Origin of the sequence: Streptomyces sp. NPDC017202 (genome assembly GCF_044331705.1) — a bacterium.
Taxonomy (GTDB): Bacteria; Actinomycetota; Actinomycetes; order Streptomycetales; family Streptomycetaceae; genus Streptomyces.
Window position 1 is genome coordinate 55,331 of record NZ_JBIRNP010000018.1, and the last position, 15,649, is coordinate 70,979.

At 67.9% G+C, this 15,649-nt stretch carries 10 protein-coding genes; 5 read left to right on the forward strand and 5 right to left on the reverse strand.

What is annotated here, in order from left to right; all coding sequences use genetic code 11:
- The first annotated feature begins 130 nt into the window (after window positions 1-130).
- From drmD to ACH4N1_RS27385, 3 genes are all read left to right on the forward strand, one after another.
- Window positions 131-3,385, forward strand: coding sequence for a DISARM system SNF2-like helicase DrmD (gene drmD / locus ACH4N1_RS27375; RefSeq protein WP_398101027.1), 3,255 nt, complete (start codon window positions 131-133; stop codon window positions 3,383-3,385).
- Window positions 3,382-7,698, forward strand: coding sequence for an Eco57I restriction-modification methylase domain-containing protein (locus tag ACH4N1_RS27380; protein ID WP_398101029.1), 4,317 nt, complete (start codon window positions 3,382-3,384; stop codon window positions 7,696-7,698). The genes drmD and ACH4N1_RS27380 overlap by 4 nt, the downstream gene beginning before the upstream one ends.
- Before the next feature lie 86 nt (window positions 7,699-7,784).
- On the forward strand, window positions 7,785-8,054 hold the full coding sequence (locus tag ACH4N1_RS27385) for a hypothetical protein (RefSeq protein ID WP_398101031.1): 270 nt from the start codon (window positions 7,785-7,787) through the stop codon (window positions 8,052-8,054).
- A 261-nt stretch (window positions 8,055-8,315) separates the two neighbouring features.
- Here ACH4N1_RS27385 and ACH4N1_RS27390 read toward each other — a convergent pair whose 3' ends face one another.
- Both ACH4N1_RS27390 and ACH4N1_RS27395 read right to left on the reverse strand, forming a co-directional pair.
- Window positions 8,316-8,519 (reverse strand): DUF397 domain-containing protein, encoded by a 204-nt coding sequence (locus tag ACH4N1_RS27390; RefSeq protein WP_398101033.1) that lies wholly within the window; start codon window positions 8,517-8,519, stop codon window positions 8,316-8,318.
- Window positions 8,516-9,337 carry a helix-turn-helix domain-containing protein gene (locus ACH4N1_RS27395; protein WP_398101035.1) on the reverse strand — a complete coding sequence of 274 codons (822 nt, stop codon included), beginning with the start codon at window positions 9,335-9,337 and terminating at the stop codon, window positions 8,516-8,518. The genes ACH4N1_RS27390 and ACH4N1_RS27395 overlap by 4 nt, the downstream gene beginning before the upstream one ends.
- Before the next feature lie 328 nt (window positions 9,338-9,665).
- Here ACH4N1_RS27395 and ACH4N1_RS27400 point away from each other — a divergent pair, with 328 nt between their 5' ends.
- Window positions 9,666-10,511 carry a hypothetical protein gene (locus ACH4N1_RS27400; protein ID WP_398101037.1) on the forward strand — a complete coding sequence of 282 codons (846 nt, stop codon included), beginning with the start codon at window positions 9,666-9,668 and terminating at the stop codon, window positions 10,509-10,511.
- A gap of 254 nt (window positions 10,512-10,765) precedes the next feature.
- Complete coding sequence (locus ACH4N1_RS27405; RefSeq protein ID WP_398101039.1) at window positions 10,766-11,608, forward strand: inositol monophosphatase family protein; 843 nt, start codon at window positions 10,766-10,768, stop codon at window positions 11,606-11,608.
- Here ACH4N1_RS27405 and ACH4N1_RS27410 read toward each other — a convergent pair.
- The 3 genes from ACH4N1_RS27410 to ACH4N1_RS27420 are packed head-to-tail and all read right to left on the reverse strand — an operon-like array spanning window position 11,587 to window position 15,459.
- Window positions 11,587-12,063 (reverse strand): GNAT family N-acetyltransferase, encoded by a 477-nt coding sequence (locus tag ACH4N1_RS27410; protein ID WP_398101041.1) that lies wholly within the window; start codon window positions 12,061-12,063, stop codon window positions 11,587-11,589. The two genes, ACH4N1_RS27405 and ACH4N1_RS27410, sit on opposite strands and share 22 nt — an antisense overlap.
- An 11-nt stretch (window positions 12,064-12,074) precedes the next feature.
- Window positions 12,075-15,104 (reverse strand): orotidine 5'-phosphate decarboxylase / HUMPS family protein, encoded by a 3,030-nt coding sequence (locus ACH4N1_RS27415; RefSeq protein WP_398101043.1) that lies wholly within the window; start codon window positions 15,102-15,104, stop codon window positions 12,075-12,077.
- Window positions 15,088-15,459, reverse strand: a complete 372-nt coding sequence (locus ACH4N1_RS27420; protein ID WP_398101045.1) for a hypothetical protein — start codon at window positions 15,457-15,459, stop codon at window positions 15,088-15,090. Before ACH4N1_RS27420 ends, ACH4N1_RS27415 begins: the two co-directional genes overlap by 17 nt.
- Window positions 15,460-15,649 lie beyond the last annotated feature (190 nt).

A 15,649-nucleotide genomic window follows, 5' to 3' on the forward strand; every position in this document is an offset into this window, starting at 1 on the left:
CCGCATGATGATTTTGTAATCTGTGTTCACAGTCAACACTGCGTGTTAATCTGCGACCGTACCGCTCCGGTGGGGAGACAGGACACTGTCTGCGGACGGCCGCAGGAGAGAACCGAGGGGAACAGCGCCCATGACGTCAGCAGCTCAGCGCGAGACCGAGCCGGCGGGGGCCGAACAGCTCCCCGAGGAGGGCAACCTCGTCGAGGTGCGCGGCCAGTCCTGGGTGGTCGCCCGCGTCGAGCCGTCCCCGTCACCGTCCCGCGACGGCGACGACGCAGGCGAGGCGCGCAGGCCCGCGACCCTCGTCCACCTCCAGTCCGTCGCCGACGGCCGCTTCGGCGACACCCTCTCCGTCATCTGGGAGGTCGAGCCCGGCCGCCGCGTGCTGCCCGCCGGTTCCCTCCCCGACGCCGCCACCGACTCCTTCGACCCCCCGAACCGTCTCGCCGCGTTCCTCGACGCCGTCCGCTGGTCCGCCGTCGCCTCCGCCGACGCCAGGACCCTCCAGGCCCCGTTCCGCTCCGGCGTCGCCGTCGAGCCGTACCAGCTGGAGCCGGTCTCCCGCGCCGTCGGCGCCCCCCGCGTCAACCTCCTCCTCGCCGACGACGTCGGCCTCGGCAAGACCATCGAGGCCGGACTCGTCGTCCAGGAACTGCTGCTGCGCGGCCGCGCCCGGCGCGTCATGGTCGTCTGCCCGGCGGGCCTCACCCTCAAGTGGCGCGATGAGATGGCCGAGAAGTTCGGCCTGGAGTTCACCATCGTCGACTCCGAGCACTGCGCCCGCCTGCGCCGCACCCACGGTACGGCCGCCAACCCCTTCCGCGTCCACCCGCTCACCATCGTCTCCCTGCCGTGGCTGCGCGGCCAGAAGGCCCAGCGCCTCCTCGACGAGGTCGTCGGCGCGCCCGAGGAGAGCCCCGACGGCGAGCACAAGCGCTTCTTCGACCTGCTCGTCCTCGACGAGGCCCACCACGTCGCACCCGCCGCGCCCAAGCAGGTGTACGCCGTCGACTCTCAGCAGACCAAGCTGATCCGGCGCCTCGTCCCGCACTTCGAGCACCGCCTCTTCCTCTCCGCCACCCCGCACAACGGCTACCCCGAGTCCTACACCGCCCTTCTGGAGCTCATCGACGACCAGCGCTTCGCCCGCGGCGTCGACCCCGACAAGGAGGCGCTCAGGGACACCGTCGTACGCCGCCTGAAGTCGACGGTCACCAACGCCGACGGCACGCCCCGCTTCCGCACCCGCAGGACCCGCGAACTCCCCGTCGACTACACGCCCGAGGAGCGCGAGATCCACCAGCTCCTCGGGGAGTTCGCCGAGCTGCGCCGCGGGAAGCTCACCCCGAAGGCCCGCGGCGGGCGCCGCGCCGCCGACCTGGTGACCCTGCTGCTGAAGAAGCGCCTGTTCTCCTCCCCGGCGGCCTTCCTGCACACCGTGCAGGTCTACCTCTCCCACCTGGAGGACACCGGTCCCGCCCGCGGGCGCTCGGCCGCCGCCGAAGTCCCCGAGTGGCTGGAGGAGTTCGCCGACCTGGTCGCCGACCTCGACGACACCGGCCTGGTCGACGCCGAGGACGACGCCCTGACCCGCTCCACCTCCCTCACCCCGGCCGAGGACGGCCGCGAACTCGACCTGCTCCAGCACATGGAGCGCTGGGCGCTCACCCACGAGGCCGCCCCCGACTCCAAGGCCGAGGCCCTGATCCGCGAGATCAAGGCGATCTGCCGCCCCGACGGCAAGCGGTGGACCAACGAGCGGGTCGTGATCTTCACCGAGTACCGCGACACCCAGGAGTGGCTCCACGACCTCCTCCAGGCGGAGGAACTCGCCGACGGCGGCCGCGTCGAGCGCCTGCACGGCGGCCTCGCCACCGAGGAGCGCGAGCGCATCCGCCTCGGCTTCCAGACCGAGCCGTCGCGCCCCGAGGGCACGGTCCGCATCCTGCTGGCCACCGACGCCGCCGGCGAGGGCATCGACCTCCAGAACCACTGCCACCGCCTGATCAACTACGACATCCCCTTCAACCCCAACAAGCTCGAACAGCGCATCGGCCGCATCGACCGCTGGGGCCAGAAGAAGGACCCGGAGATCACCCACTTCATCGGCTCCGGCTGGCAGCAGGCCCAGGCCGGCTCCTACGAGGCCGACCTGGAGTTCCTCTCCCGCGTCGCCAAGAAGGTCGCCCGCATGGAGCACGACCTCGGCTCCGTCAACGCCGTCCTCGCCGACGCCGTACAGCGCCGCATGACCGGCGACACCGCGCCCGTCGACATCGAGAACGCCAGGCCCAAGCCCATCAAGGGCCGCCGCACCGGCGGCGAGGTCGCCCCCGAGCAGAACGTCACCGCGCAGACGAAGAAGCTGGCCGACCAGTACGAGGAGACCGTCAACGTCCTCGGCCTCACCCCGGCCACCGTCAAGCGCGTCGTGGACACCGCCCTCGCCCTGGACCACCAGCCGCGGCTCCTGCCCTCCACGGTCCGCGCCGAGGACTTCGAGCCGGGCGACCTCTTCGAGGTGCAGCCCCTGTCCGGCAGCTGGGAGCGGGCCACCCGCGGCCTCGCCCACAAGCTCCGCGAGGGCGAGCAGCGCCCCCTCACCTTCTCCCCGCAGGTCGCCGCGCGGGGCCGGGACGACGTGGTCCTCGCCCACCTCAAGCACCCCCTCGTCGCCCTCTCCACGCGCCTGCTCACCGCCGCCGTCTGGAACGCCGACTCGGTGGGCCTCAGCCGCGTCACCGCCGTCGTCTCCGACGACCCGGCCGTCACCACGACCCTCGTCTCCGCGTACGCGCGCTACGTCCTCGTCGGCACGGACGGCACCCGCCTGCACGAGGAGGTCCTGTACGCGGGCGGCTGGTTCGGCGACACCGGCCGCTTCCGCCGCTGGGAGTCGGTCAACGAACAGGGCCGCGTCCTGTCCCGCGCCCTCACCGAGGGCACCGAGGCCGCCCCGCACCTGCGCAGGGAACTCACCGACGCCTGGCCCAGGCTCCGCGACCCCCTCTACCGCTCCCTGGAGGCCCGCGCCGCGGAACTCGGCCGCCAGCTGGAGAGCCGCCTCGCCGACCGCCGGGCCGAGGAGGAGCGCCGCATCACCGCCACCCTCGACCGCTTCGAGAACACCCTGCGCACCAAGCTCAAGGAGGAGGGCGACGGCGAGGGCGAACAGCTCGCCCTGCTCTCCACCCACGAACTGACCGGGCACGAGCGCCGCCAGTTCGAGGAGGACCGCCAGCGCTGGCAGTACCGCCTCGACGGCCTCCCCGCCGAGCGTGAGCGCGAGCTCGCCGCCATCGCCGCCCGCTACCGCGAGCCCCGCTCGCACCTCTTCCCCGCCGCCGTCGTCTTCGTCGTCCCCGCAAAGGAAGCCCGCCGATGAGCCCCCGCCGCCCCGTGAGCCGTGGAGTAGCCGCCGCCAAGGCCCAGGCCGTCGACGGCCGCCGGCAGCACCAGGAGTGGCTGGACCTCACCGAGGTCTCCGGCCCCTTCCTCACGATGCCCGTCCTGCTGCGCGCCTGGCCCCAGCTCGACACCCTGGAGAAGGACGAGCGCGCCCGCCTGCGCGCCCGCCACGCCGACTGGCAGACCGACACGGTCGCCGGCCGCGACGAGTGGGTGGCGTACGTCCTGCGCCGCCTGCTGGGCTGGGACGACGCCCTCGCCTTCCGCCAGGGGGACGCCGAGCACCACGGCCTGGACCGCCTCACCCTGCGGGTCGCCGAGCACGGCACCGAGGTCCGCCCCGACTTCGCGCTGGTGGAACCGGGCGCCGACCTCGCCGCCGAACCGGACGCGGAGTCCGCCGCCAAGCGCGTCCGCGTGCTCGGCGTGACCGTGCCGGCGGGCACCGCGCCCACCTCCCGCGCGGGCGGTGGCGGCGACTGGGCCGCGTCCCCCGCCGACCGCCTGGCCCGCCTGCTCCGCCACCACGGCGTCCCCCTCGGCCTCGTCACCGACGGCCGCTGGTGGTGCCTGGTCTGGGCCCCGCTCGGCGGCGTCACCACCACCGCCGTCTTCGACTCCATCAGCTGGAACGAGGCCGCCGAACGCAACGTCGTCCGCGCCTTCGCCTCCCTGCTGGGCCGCCGCCGCTTCTTCGAGTACGACGACCCCGACACGCTCGTCGGCCTCCTCAAGGCCAGCCTCGCCGCTGGCGAGGACGTCACCGAGGCGCTCGGCGTCCAGGTCCGCCAGGCCGTCGAACTCCTCGTCGACGCCATCGGCCGCGCCGACGTGCGCGCGGTCGAGCACGGGGCGCGGGGCCTGCACGCGTCCGGGGTGTCGGCTGGCGAGGTCTACCGCGGCGCGGTCGCGGTGATGATGCGCATCGTCTTCCTCCTCTTCGCCGAGGAACGCGGCCTGCTCCCCGCCGACAACGAGGTGTACGCCCGCTCGTACTCCGCCCGCTTCCTGCGCGACGAGCTGAAGGCGCGCGCGGACGAGGAGGGCGAGACCTCCCTGGAGCACACCACCTCGGCCTGGCACCGCCTGATCGCCCTCTTCCACGCCGTGCACGGGGGAGTGGACCACCCCGGCTCCGGCTTCCGCCTCCCCGCCTACGACGGCTCGATCTTCGACCCCGAGAAGCACCCCTGGCTGGAGCTGACCACCCCGCTCCTCCCCATCGACGACCGCACCGTCCTGCACATGCTCCAGTCCGTCCAGGAGGTCCGCGTCGGCAAGGGCAAGGACCGCGAGGTCCGCACCCTCAGCTTCCGCGCCCTGGACGTCGAGCAGATCGGCTACGTCTACGAGGGCCTGCTCTCCTTCGACGGCCGCCGCGCCACCGAGCACATGGTGGGCCTCATCGGCCCCGAAGGCCTCGAACACGAGGTCCCGCTGCGGGAGCTGGAGTCCCTGGCGGCGAAGGCGGGTTCGTCGGTCAAGGCGCTCGCGAAGGCCGTCCACGAGAAGTGGAAGGACCCCAAGCCCCCGGCGACGGCGGGCCAGTTGGAGAAGAAGCTCGCCCCGCTCGGGGCGGAGGAGACGGCCGAGGCGACCCGCCGCCTCAACGCGGTGACCAAGGACCCGGCCCTCACGGAACGCCTGCTGCCCTTCGTCGGCATCCTCCGCGACGACCTGCGCGGCCTGCCCACGGTCATCCCCAACGGCACCCTGTACGTCACCGAGTCCTCGCTCCGCAAGAACACGGGCACGCACTACACGCCCCGCTTCCTCGCCGAGGAGGTCGTCCTGCACGCGCTGGAGCCCCTGGTCTACGAGCCGGGCCCGCTCCAGACGGCGGACACGGGGGAGTGGCGGCTGAAGTCCGCCGACCAGATCCTGGACCTGAAGGTCGCGGACATCGCGATGGGCTCGGCGGCGTTCCTGGTGGCGGCCTGCCGCTACCTCGCGGACCGCCTCATCGAGGCCTGGGAGAACGAGGGCCGCACCGACGCGATGGTCTACCGGGCCGGCCGCGCCGTCGACGCCGTGACGGCGGCCGACGCCGAACAGGACCCCGTGGTGGTGGAGGCCCGCCGCCAGGTCATCGAACACTGCCTGTACGGCGTGGACATCAACCCGATGGCCGTGGAGATGGCCAAGCTGTCGCTGTGGCTGGTGTCGATGGACCCGGAGCGGCCGTTCACCTTCCTGGACGACCGGTTGGTGTGCGGCGACTCGCTGCTGGGCGTGCACAGCATGGAGCAGCTCCAGTCCGTCCACATGAAGCCGAGCGGCCAGACCGACGTCCTGGCCGAACAGGCGCGGGAGCTGGTGGACCAGCTGACGCGCGAGCGGTTGGCGATCACCGCGATCAAGGGCGTCGACCTGCCGGCGCTCCAGAAGAAGCGGGAGCGGCTGGAGGAGGTCAACCGGCACTCGCGGCGGCTGCGGCTGGTGGGGGACCTGATCGCGGGGGCTGCGCTGGCTACTTGTGCTTCTGGGCGGGTGCCTTGGTACGAGGAGGAGGGCGGGGAGCGGGTTCGGGATCTGTTTCCTCGGGCTGCGTGGATCGTGCGGCAGATTGTGGAGGAGGGAGTCGAGGACGACTCCGAGGTGTTGCAGGGGGCTCGGGCTACAGCTGAGGAGTGGCTGGCGGCGGAATCGATTCAGGGTGCACTGGGACGGCTTCCAGTGCATTGGCCGCTTATCTTCCCCGAGGTGTTTTCGCTCAGGGGGGGATTCGATGCCGTCGTAGGAAATCCGCCATTCTTGGGTGGTAGTAAGCTTACTGGCGCCATGGGAGAGTCCTATAGGGAATATCTGATTGAATATCTAGCTGGCGAAAAGCGCGGTAATGCGGATCTGGTCGCCTATTTTACTTTGCGTGCGCGCGATTTGTTGAATGCTTTTGGGCAGGCAGGGGTTATTGCAACTAACACGCTGGCTCAAGGGGACACGCGGGAGGTGGGGCTGGATCAATTGGAGAGTAGCTGGACTATTCGCCGGGCACTTAAGAGTGCACCCTGGCCGTCAAAGTCTGCACAGCTGGAATATTGTGTAGTTTGGGCTAGTAAAGCACGGATGGAAATGGGTGCTAGCAAGGTCCTCGGAGGGGATTCGGCGCCGAATGGAATTACCACATCACTGAATCTCGAAACTCGCACGTCCTCCTGGGCGGAGTCGCTCGTGCAGATGTCTGGCGTCATGTTCGCTGGCAGTAAAATTGACGCAATTGGTTTTACGATGCCTGAGTCGGAGGCTCGCGCTTGGATTGAATCCGACCCCCGTTATGCGGATGTAGTGTTTAGGTATGTAAATGGACAGGATGTGAATACTAACGTAGGTCACGGATCGGAGCGTTGGGTAGTAAACTTCCATGATTGGCCTGAAGGGAGATGTAAGGGGTATCCGGAAGCGTATGCAAAAGTTGTCAGAGACGTTAAGCCTCAACGTGAGCTGAATAATAGAAAAGCATATCGCGACTATTGGTGGCATTATGCTGAGAAGCGTCCGGCGATGACTGCTGCAATCTCTCGACTTGAAACGTGTATCGTCATTACGCTCGTTAGTAAAACGGTTATGCCCGTCATTGTTCCTACGGGGCAAGTGTTTTCCCAGAAGTTGGGTGTTTTTGCCTCCGACTCTTTCGGGCTGCTGGGCCTACTGAGTAGTGGCGTGCATTATTGGTGGGCCTTGGATCGCAGCGCTACCTTGAAAGCGGACCTCAGCTACAATATTACAGATGTATTTGAGACCTTGGTGCGGCCTTCGCTTACCGATCGCCTTCATGTGGCTGGTGAGCGGTTGCATGAATATCGCCGAAACTTTATGGTGGAACGAAATGTGGGTCTAACGGCAACCTATAATATGGTTCACGATCCTGACTGTAAGGACGAAGGCATCGTCGAGCTTCGCCGTATTCACGAGGAGATCGATAGGGCTACGGTCGAGGCATATGGTTGGTACGATCTTCTCGACGAGTCTGGCGCCACTTTGCCGGCCGACCTAAACCACGAAACATTCTCGCTGGAGCACGGTTTCTACGAGACCGACCAGGGTCCCCGCTACACCATCGGCCTGCTCGCCCGGACCGAGATCATTGACCGCCTGCGCCAGTTGAACCACCAAGCGTACACCGACGAGGTGCATCTCGGTCTGCACAGAGGAGTGACGGAGGATAAGGCCAGGGAAAAGCATCCCGACCTGCCTCCACCCTCCCCGGATGCCATCCGTAAGCGCAAAGAGCAGCTCGCCGCGCGAGGTGGGTCGGATTTCGGTGAGGGCGCCGAAGGCGCCCTGTTCTGAAGCAAGCTTTCGATATGCGAGCATAGGGTATCGAAAAACAAATGCCGTCCATGCGGCAACGGATCAAGAAAGTTAGCATAACCCAAATGTTCAACATAGATATTGAAACTCTGCCTGTCATTGCCTCCGATTTCGTGAAGCTGAGCGTCATGAATGATTCGGAAATCGGCAACCGTGTGATTCTGTTCACTCACAGCGAGAATGAGGAGACGTACGAGGATTCCACCACCGTTCTGCTGTTCAATCGTGAGAAGTTCGCCAAATTTGCCAGCGCGGTGAGCCGTGCCAAGGAAGCCCTTGACGCTGCCGAACAGGGAGGCGTAGTTGGCCTCGCGAAGTGGTCTGAAGCTAACTGAAGTTGAGCTCTACTCGGTAACGGGATAACAGTCAGCCGGGTGCCCTGCGCCCGGAGCACCCGGCTGACTGCATCAGGTTGCCGACACCTTGAGCCGTCAATGCCGCTGGGGTATTGCATGGGTGACAGGGGTAGGCGGCTGGTGAGGCTGAGATTTTCGGCCGCTCAGTTGCTCTGGACGCTGGTTGCAACCTCCAGGCGGATCCTCCTCGATCTATTGAAGCTGCTCCTGCATCAAGGCCACCGCTCTATGTCACCAGCTTTACTCAGCGTGCGCTACGAACGTTTCCCACTCTCCTGGGCCTACCCGCAGCACTGGCCTGCCACCCGCGACCTTTGAGTCCCGTACGTACACGGCGTCCAGGCCGACAGCCACTTCCACACAGTCGCCGCCGTCTGACCCGCTGTAGCTGCTCTTGAACCAGCGCAGCGCGTTCACGTTGTCGGCCACCTGCTCCACGCTCATGTCTCTCCCACCATCCGCTCGATGAGCCGCGCAGACTCTTCGACGTTCAAGGCCTGCGATCGCAGCTTGCCATAGCGCAGCGCGAAGGCGCTGACCTCGGCGGGATCCGTGACAACGCACCCGACCCCTTGCGACTCGAAGTACCCGAGGAGCCGGTGTTCGTGTGACTCCACCACCACGAACGGACCGTTCTTACCCGGATGGAACCCCCGCCTGGCGGACATGACCTGCACCTCCACGTTCCGCAACGCACTGACCTCCAGCAGGCGTTGCCACTGCTCGCCCATGACCTCCGGGCCGCCCACCGGATCGCGCAACGCCTCCTCGCTCACGATGAACGACAGCTCCGCCAGCGGTACCCGAGTCAGCAGCTTCTGCCGACTCAACCGCGCTTCCGTGTGCTGGTCGATGATCTCCTCGCTCAGCGGCGGGCAGTGCCCCGCGAACACCGCCCGCGCGTACCCCTCCGTCTGCAACAGCCCCGGCACCAGCAGCGGATCGTACGAGAAGCGGCTCACCACCTCCGCCTCGATGACCGCGAAGTTACGGAAGAACCTCGGCAACTTCGCCCGGTCCACCTCGTCCTGGAGCACCTCCAGAACCCCGCCTGCCTCCAACACCCGGTCCGCCGCCCGTGTGAACGCCGCTTTCGCCGGCCGTCGTCCCTGCTCGACCGAGGCGACCTGCTCCAGCGAGTAACCGATGGCCTCGCCGAGCTCCTGCTGGTTCAACCCGACCCGCTTGCGCAGGTGCTGGAGCAGCCTGCCGTACGCCGACCACGCCCCCGGCAGGTCCGGGCCCTCCTCCTTCGGCTTCACCGCGCCACCGTTCCGCGTCTCCCGCACCGCCCTCACGCCCTTCCGTCCCGAAACCCGCGCCCGCCGCCGGGACCATGTCCAACGCGGGCCGCGAGCACGGGGACACGCCTCCGGAGCCGTACAACGCCCGTACAGAAACCCGTGGGACACCGTCCCCGTGACCCGTAAGGTGGTGATCTTCGGGCGGCGTCGGCCCCCGGAGTCCCCGAGGTGACCGATCCCGATGACGCGTCACGAGATGAGCGACCACGCCGATGCCGTCGTGCAGGAGGCGTGGAGCCTGCCCGCCGCCGATGCCTCGCGCGGGTACGAGGCCCTGTGATGGACCGTGGGGCCGGCCGGGGAACTGGCGGTCGTGCTGGTCCACCGGCGGTACCTGAAGCGCAGCCCCCACGTCAAAGGGTGGGTCGGGTGGAGCCTGAAAGGTCCGTTCGGCGGCGAGCTGGTGACCCTCACGGGGCAGGGGGAGCGACGTACCCCGATCGAGGACGTCCGGATCCGGCCCAGCCACCTCGCCCTTCTCCCGGAGTCACGGTTCCTGCTGGTGGGCAGCCGTACGCGACTGGGGGAGACGGAAGGCACCTGGGAGCCCAACGCCGTGGTGTTCTCCGCTTCCGGAACGTCCCAGGGCGAGTTCTGCGTCGGCGACGACATCCCCGCCCTCGTCACCGACCGCCACGGAAGGATCTGGACGGCCTACGGCGACGAGGGCGTCTACGGCGGCCACCCGCAGTCCGCGGCCGGCCTCGCGGGCTGGGACACCGACGGCCGCGCGACATGGCACCCGCGGGGCCGGCTGCCCGACCACCCGCTGGAGGGCTGCACGGCCGCGACCGAGGACGACCAGGTGTGGCTGGTCTGGTACTCCGGAAGCCGGACCGGCACCTTCCTGACCCGGATCACCCCGTCCACCGGCGAAGTGACCAGTCACCGCAGCCCCGTCCGCGACCCGGACGGATTCGCGGTCCGCGGCGACCGGGCGGTACTGACCCGCCGCGACCACGACCGGCGGACCGTCACCCTCACCCGCGCCGAGTTCGACGGCACCGCCTGGACAGCCACCGACCACCGGACAGTCGACGTACCCGGCAGGGTCGTCATGCGCTGCGGCCAGGGCCGCGACGGCACCCTCTGGCTCCGCACCGGCGACATCTGGCTGCGCGTCGAGGCGTGAGTCCGGGGTCCCGGCACCTGCACTGTCGGCTCGTACAGGAGCCGTACAGAACTTCCGGGTACGGCTGCCAGGTCTGGCCGGCCTGGCTCCGTGCTCACAGGATCTCCCTCATGAAGCCAGGCCGGCCCAGTCCCCGCGAAGCGGCAACCCGACCGGTTCCATCGCGCCGTCCCACGCGTCAGGCCCTCGACACGCGACCGCAGGCGGGATCGATGGACTTGCGTCCCGTCGAACCGTCGGGTTCCCTCCCACCCATGAGCCTTGTGGAACTGGAACAGCAACCGTCACTGCCCCGGCAGGAGTTGCAGGACTGCCTGGCAGCCGCGCAGCAAGCAGCTTGTTCGGGAGCAGTCGAACTGCTGCGTTCGTTCAGAGCGGTCACCGACGTCCGTTACAAGCAAGCACACACCGACCCGGTGAGCGGCGCCGACCTCGCGAGTGAGGCGGCGATCACCGGCTGGCTGCGCCGGAATCGCCCCGAGGACGGCATCCTTGCCGAGGAGGGAAGCGACGAGATCGGCAAGAGCCGGCTTCGATGGGTGGTCGATCCACTCGACGGTACGGTCAACTACCTGCGCGGGCACACCTTCTGGAGTGTCAGCGTGGCATGCGAACAGTGGCGTGACGGGCGCTGGGCCCCCGTCGTGGGCGTGGTCCTCGACCCGCTGCACGACGAGACCTTCTCCGCGGTAGAGGGACAAGGTGCCTTCCTGGGGAAGGAACGCCTCAGGGGACCGCTACCCGGTGCCCTGGACGACGCGCTGATCGCGACCGGCTATGCCTACGACGTCTCTCACCGTAGCGAGCAAGGCGCCCGGTTGGCCGACCTGGTGGGCGATGTGGCGGGTGTGCGCATGCTCGGCTCGACCGCGCTGGCCCTGTGCTGGGTCGCCGCCGGCCGCCTGGACGCCTACTTCGAGGACCGGGCCTCACGCTGGGACTGGGCGGCGGGGCGACTCATCGCGAGTGAGGCGGGCGCACGAGTGAGGCCACTGGGCACAGGCGTGCTGGCCGCAGCCGACGTGCTCTTCGACGGAATCGAGGAGCACGTGGTCGGCGCGGACACCACGGAGGGTCAGGACAACAGCAGTTGGTAGACGGCCCGATGCTTGCCGGGGCCCTTGAAGTCTCTGCGGACCGATACGCCGTTCACTTCCATCTCTCCGGGCACATTCCGGAAACCGAGCGAGAGCCAGGTGGCCTGAGCTGCGGTGTTCTCGGGTTCGGAGGTCAAGTAGACACGGGCGCAGCCCCAGGAGACGGCTTGCATCCGTACATGTTCCAGCAGTGCCTTCGCCACCCCGAGTCTCCGATGGCGGGGACTGGTCACCACGTCTTGGACGTAGACCTCCGCGGGATCCTCCTGGCTGCGGAACGCCATGACCGCTCCTGCGACTTCTCCGTCGACCAGGGCGACCGGACACGAGGAGGCGAAAAGACGCGCGTACAGCCAGTAGTCCGATGCGGTACGCGGCCGGATGTAGGGGGCTCCCTGCTCCATCAACTTGATGACGTCCGGGATCATGTTCTGGTGAAGGGGGGTGACGTGCATGGCGGTGGGTCTCACTCCGGTTGGTTGATCAACTGGGTCAGCAGGCGGGCTGCGGTAGTGGGGTGGGTGGCCTCCGTGACGCTGCGGCCGACGATCAGCACGTCCCACTCGGGGCTGCGCAGCACCGTCCGGTCGGTCGAGCTGAAACCGCCGGACACGGCGACCGGGAGTCTTGTCCAACTGCGCAGCGCCTGGGAACGGGCCAGCGGGTGGTTGCTGCCGACTCCGATGTCGATGTTCGTCGTGATGGCGAAACCGTCCACACCAGCCTGTTCCATGTCGGTGATCCAATGGGCGGAGACGTGGTGGGACGGTACGTCCAACAGAATGGGCACGCCCAGACGCCGCCCCGCGTCGACGGCCGCCGCCACACTGGCGGTGCTGGCCGGCCCTATGAGGAAGACCACGTCGGCTCCGTACTCGGCTGCCAGCACCACCTGGTCGCGTCCCCAGTCGGCCGACATCATCTCCGCGACGACAGTGACATGGGGGACGGCGCGTTTGATCCGTTCCACCGCGATGACCCCCACCGTCTTGATCAACGGATCACCGACCTCGATGAAATCGGCACCCGCCGCGGCCACGGCTTGCGCCACTTCGATGGCCTGGTCCAGATCGTGGAGGTCCAGTGCGATCTGGATGGATCTGCCGCCGCGCAAGCGCCGATAGGCGTCAGGAGGCGACGGGGCGGCCAACGAGGAGACGGACGGGACCGGACCCGACTCCTGGGCCGACCGGGTGAAAGCCTCGGCCTCCCGCCGGACGAGCCAGCTCGGCACACTCAGCCCTTCCGTGACCAGGGCGTCACACACATCGCCGGGAAGAGAGGTCCAACCGGTGCGTGCTTCGCGCAGGAGCTCGAACAGGGCACGCGTCCGCCCGGTCGATCCCGGGCTCGGACTCGACACACCGCTCAGAAGGAGCAGGCGCTCGTAGTGGGTGGCGATCTGGGCGGGACACCACTGCCAGTCGGGCTCGGAACGGAGCAGGTCGAGAGCCATGACGGTGGTGGAGTGGGTATCGACGGGCCCACCACTCCCGGAGAGCAGCCCTTGCAGCACGCTGCTCCGCACGTGCCAGTTGTCGTCCGTGAGCAGCACTTCGAGATGGTGCTCGGCCAGGTCCGATTCGGCCTGCCCGATGGCCCGAGCCGCTGCGGCGCGCACCTTGTAGTCCGCGTCGTAGACCAACCGGTCCATGATGACCCGCGCCGATTCGGCCCGAGGCGACTGCTTGTCCCGGATGCCGTCGGCGAGGGCCGCTCGTACCCGCCAGTCGGGATGCTCCAAAAACGTGTCGAGCGGTTCCGAGCCCGACTCGGCCTCGGACGACAGGAACACGTAGTGGTAACGGGCGAAGAAGGTGGCCTCGTCCGCATGGCCCAGATCGGAGGCGTTCAACAGCCTCCTGATGCCCTGGGCATCGAGGGACAGCTCGATGGCGGTCACGAGCTGCGGCCATACCGCCGGGCCGAACTGCTTCAGCGACTCCGCGAGCCACGGGGCGTAATCCGCCCCCAGGGCGTCGGCGACCGCAGGCACGGCAAGGAGTGACCTGGCCAGTTCGGCGGATGCCTCGCGTCGGCACCTTCGGGCGCACACCCGCAGGACGTGCTCGTCGGCGAACCGCACCCCGCCCCGGGCGACCAGGCCCAGGACGAGAGGGAGGGTGGAACCTACGTGTACCGCAGGGGACACCACGAGGGCGGCCAGCAGGTCGGGCGCCGACCGGTCCAGACCGTAGACAGTGAACTCGAAGACACCTCTGGCCGCCGCGGACCCCATGGCCTTCTTGGCCAGATCGTTGAAAGCGACAACCGTCGACGACGACCTGCCCTGTTCCTCCAAGAGGGCCGAGATCCTGGTGGCCAGGAAGTACTCGCGGACCACATCGTGGATGAAGACGGGAGCCCCGTCCGCTCCTCTGTGAACGAGAGGCGGTGCCTCCACGTCGAGGGGGTCTGCGGTGGACGAGGGCGGTGGTTGCGATGACCGGAGGACGGAAGGAACGAGCTCCGGAGTCGCCCGATGAGCGGCGTCGGCCAACGTCTCCGAGAGATCCACGGGATCATGCCCGGAGGCCGGCAGCACAGCGGCCACACAGTGATCGACCAGCCGGTAACCGTTGACCTCACTGTCTGTCGAGTCGAGCCCGGCGGCCTTCATCAATCTCATGTACAGCGGCAGCCGGGCGAGCTGGCGGACGGCTGCCGGCAGCTCGCTGAAGGAGGCCTCACCAGGCTTGCGCGACCGGTTCCAGGCCGCTCGCGCCTCGGCCGTGCTCCAGGGAACGAGTTCGTAGGACGTTCCGCGTGGACGGGCGCCGGACTGACCGTGGACCGTGGCGGAGAGCACGGGGTAGGCAGACATCTCGATGTCCGGAGGGGTTCGAACGACCAGGAGGAAACGCAGAGCGGGCACGGTGACCTGACGGAGGATGCGGTCCACCTGCCGGGCCACCGCATCGAACCGGCTCTGGGAGGCGATGCCGTCGACGACCACCACGCACGGCCTGTCGAGACGGACACCGGCCTGTTCCAGAGTGAGCAACGCGTCATCCGAACGCGGTACCGACGCGTAGCGCAGGATCTCCGCGGCCAGCTCGAACCGGGGCAAGTCCCAGGAATCGGCCGAATGCAGTTGGAAACTGACGTCGAGACCCATCTGATCCGCCAGATGATAAGTCAGGGCGGTCTTGCCGGAACCCGGTGGTCCCTTGACGACGAAAACGCGGGACGACGAGTCCAAGAACGCCCTCAGAACGCTGATCGCGTCCGAAGGGGGCCGATAGGCGAGGTCAACCGGTGCGTACGACGAGATGGAGGCGATGAGCGACCGCGTGCGGACCATGGACTCGGTTGCCACCCGGCCCACTTCGGCATCGGTGAACGCGGCGGCGGAACCCGCCTCGAAGACGTTGATGTCCCTGGCGGCCTGGTAGATACGGCCCGAGTCGGCGACGTGCGCCTGGAGAACGATCCGGGACTCCTCCTGCTCTCTGCCCGCCCTTCCCTCGGGAACCTCTTCAGCTTTCGGCGACATGGATGTCCCGGGCGGCCTGGTAGACGCGACTGTTTCCGGAAGCCGTCGCATTCATGACGATGGAACGGACACGTTCTTCATCGGAGGCGGAAAGGGAAGGCACCAGCACGTCGTCGAGCACGCGCTGCAACTCGGCGGCCAGATCCGGATCCTCTCGCAGCAAACGCATGAGTCTGCGTTGCCAGTCCTCGGCGAGACCTTGTTCCGCGTCTTCGTCGCCGGCCTGACGAGCCAACCGGACTTCTTCACGGACTTCGACCAGCTCTGCCTCGATCGTGTCGGCCCGCCGAGGAAGGGCGCGCCGCCATAAATCCACAACGGCGGTACGCGCGTGCTGCCACGTATCGGTCGCCATGGCCCCGACCAACGCTGCCGCCGCGGTTGATGCCAAGGTCGCAGGATCCACCGAACCCCCTGAGCGTCGTGGTGAGAACGTGGCAACACGATAGGAGTGCTGAAGCGCCAGGACTACAGCTCGGCACCGATGCACGCCGAGGGTTCCGTCTTCTGGGCCGGAAGCATGGCGGTGGGGGGGGGGGGGGGGG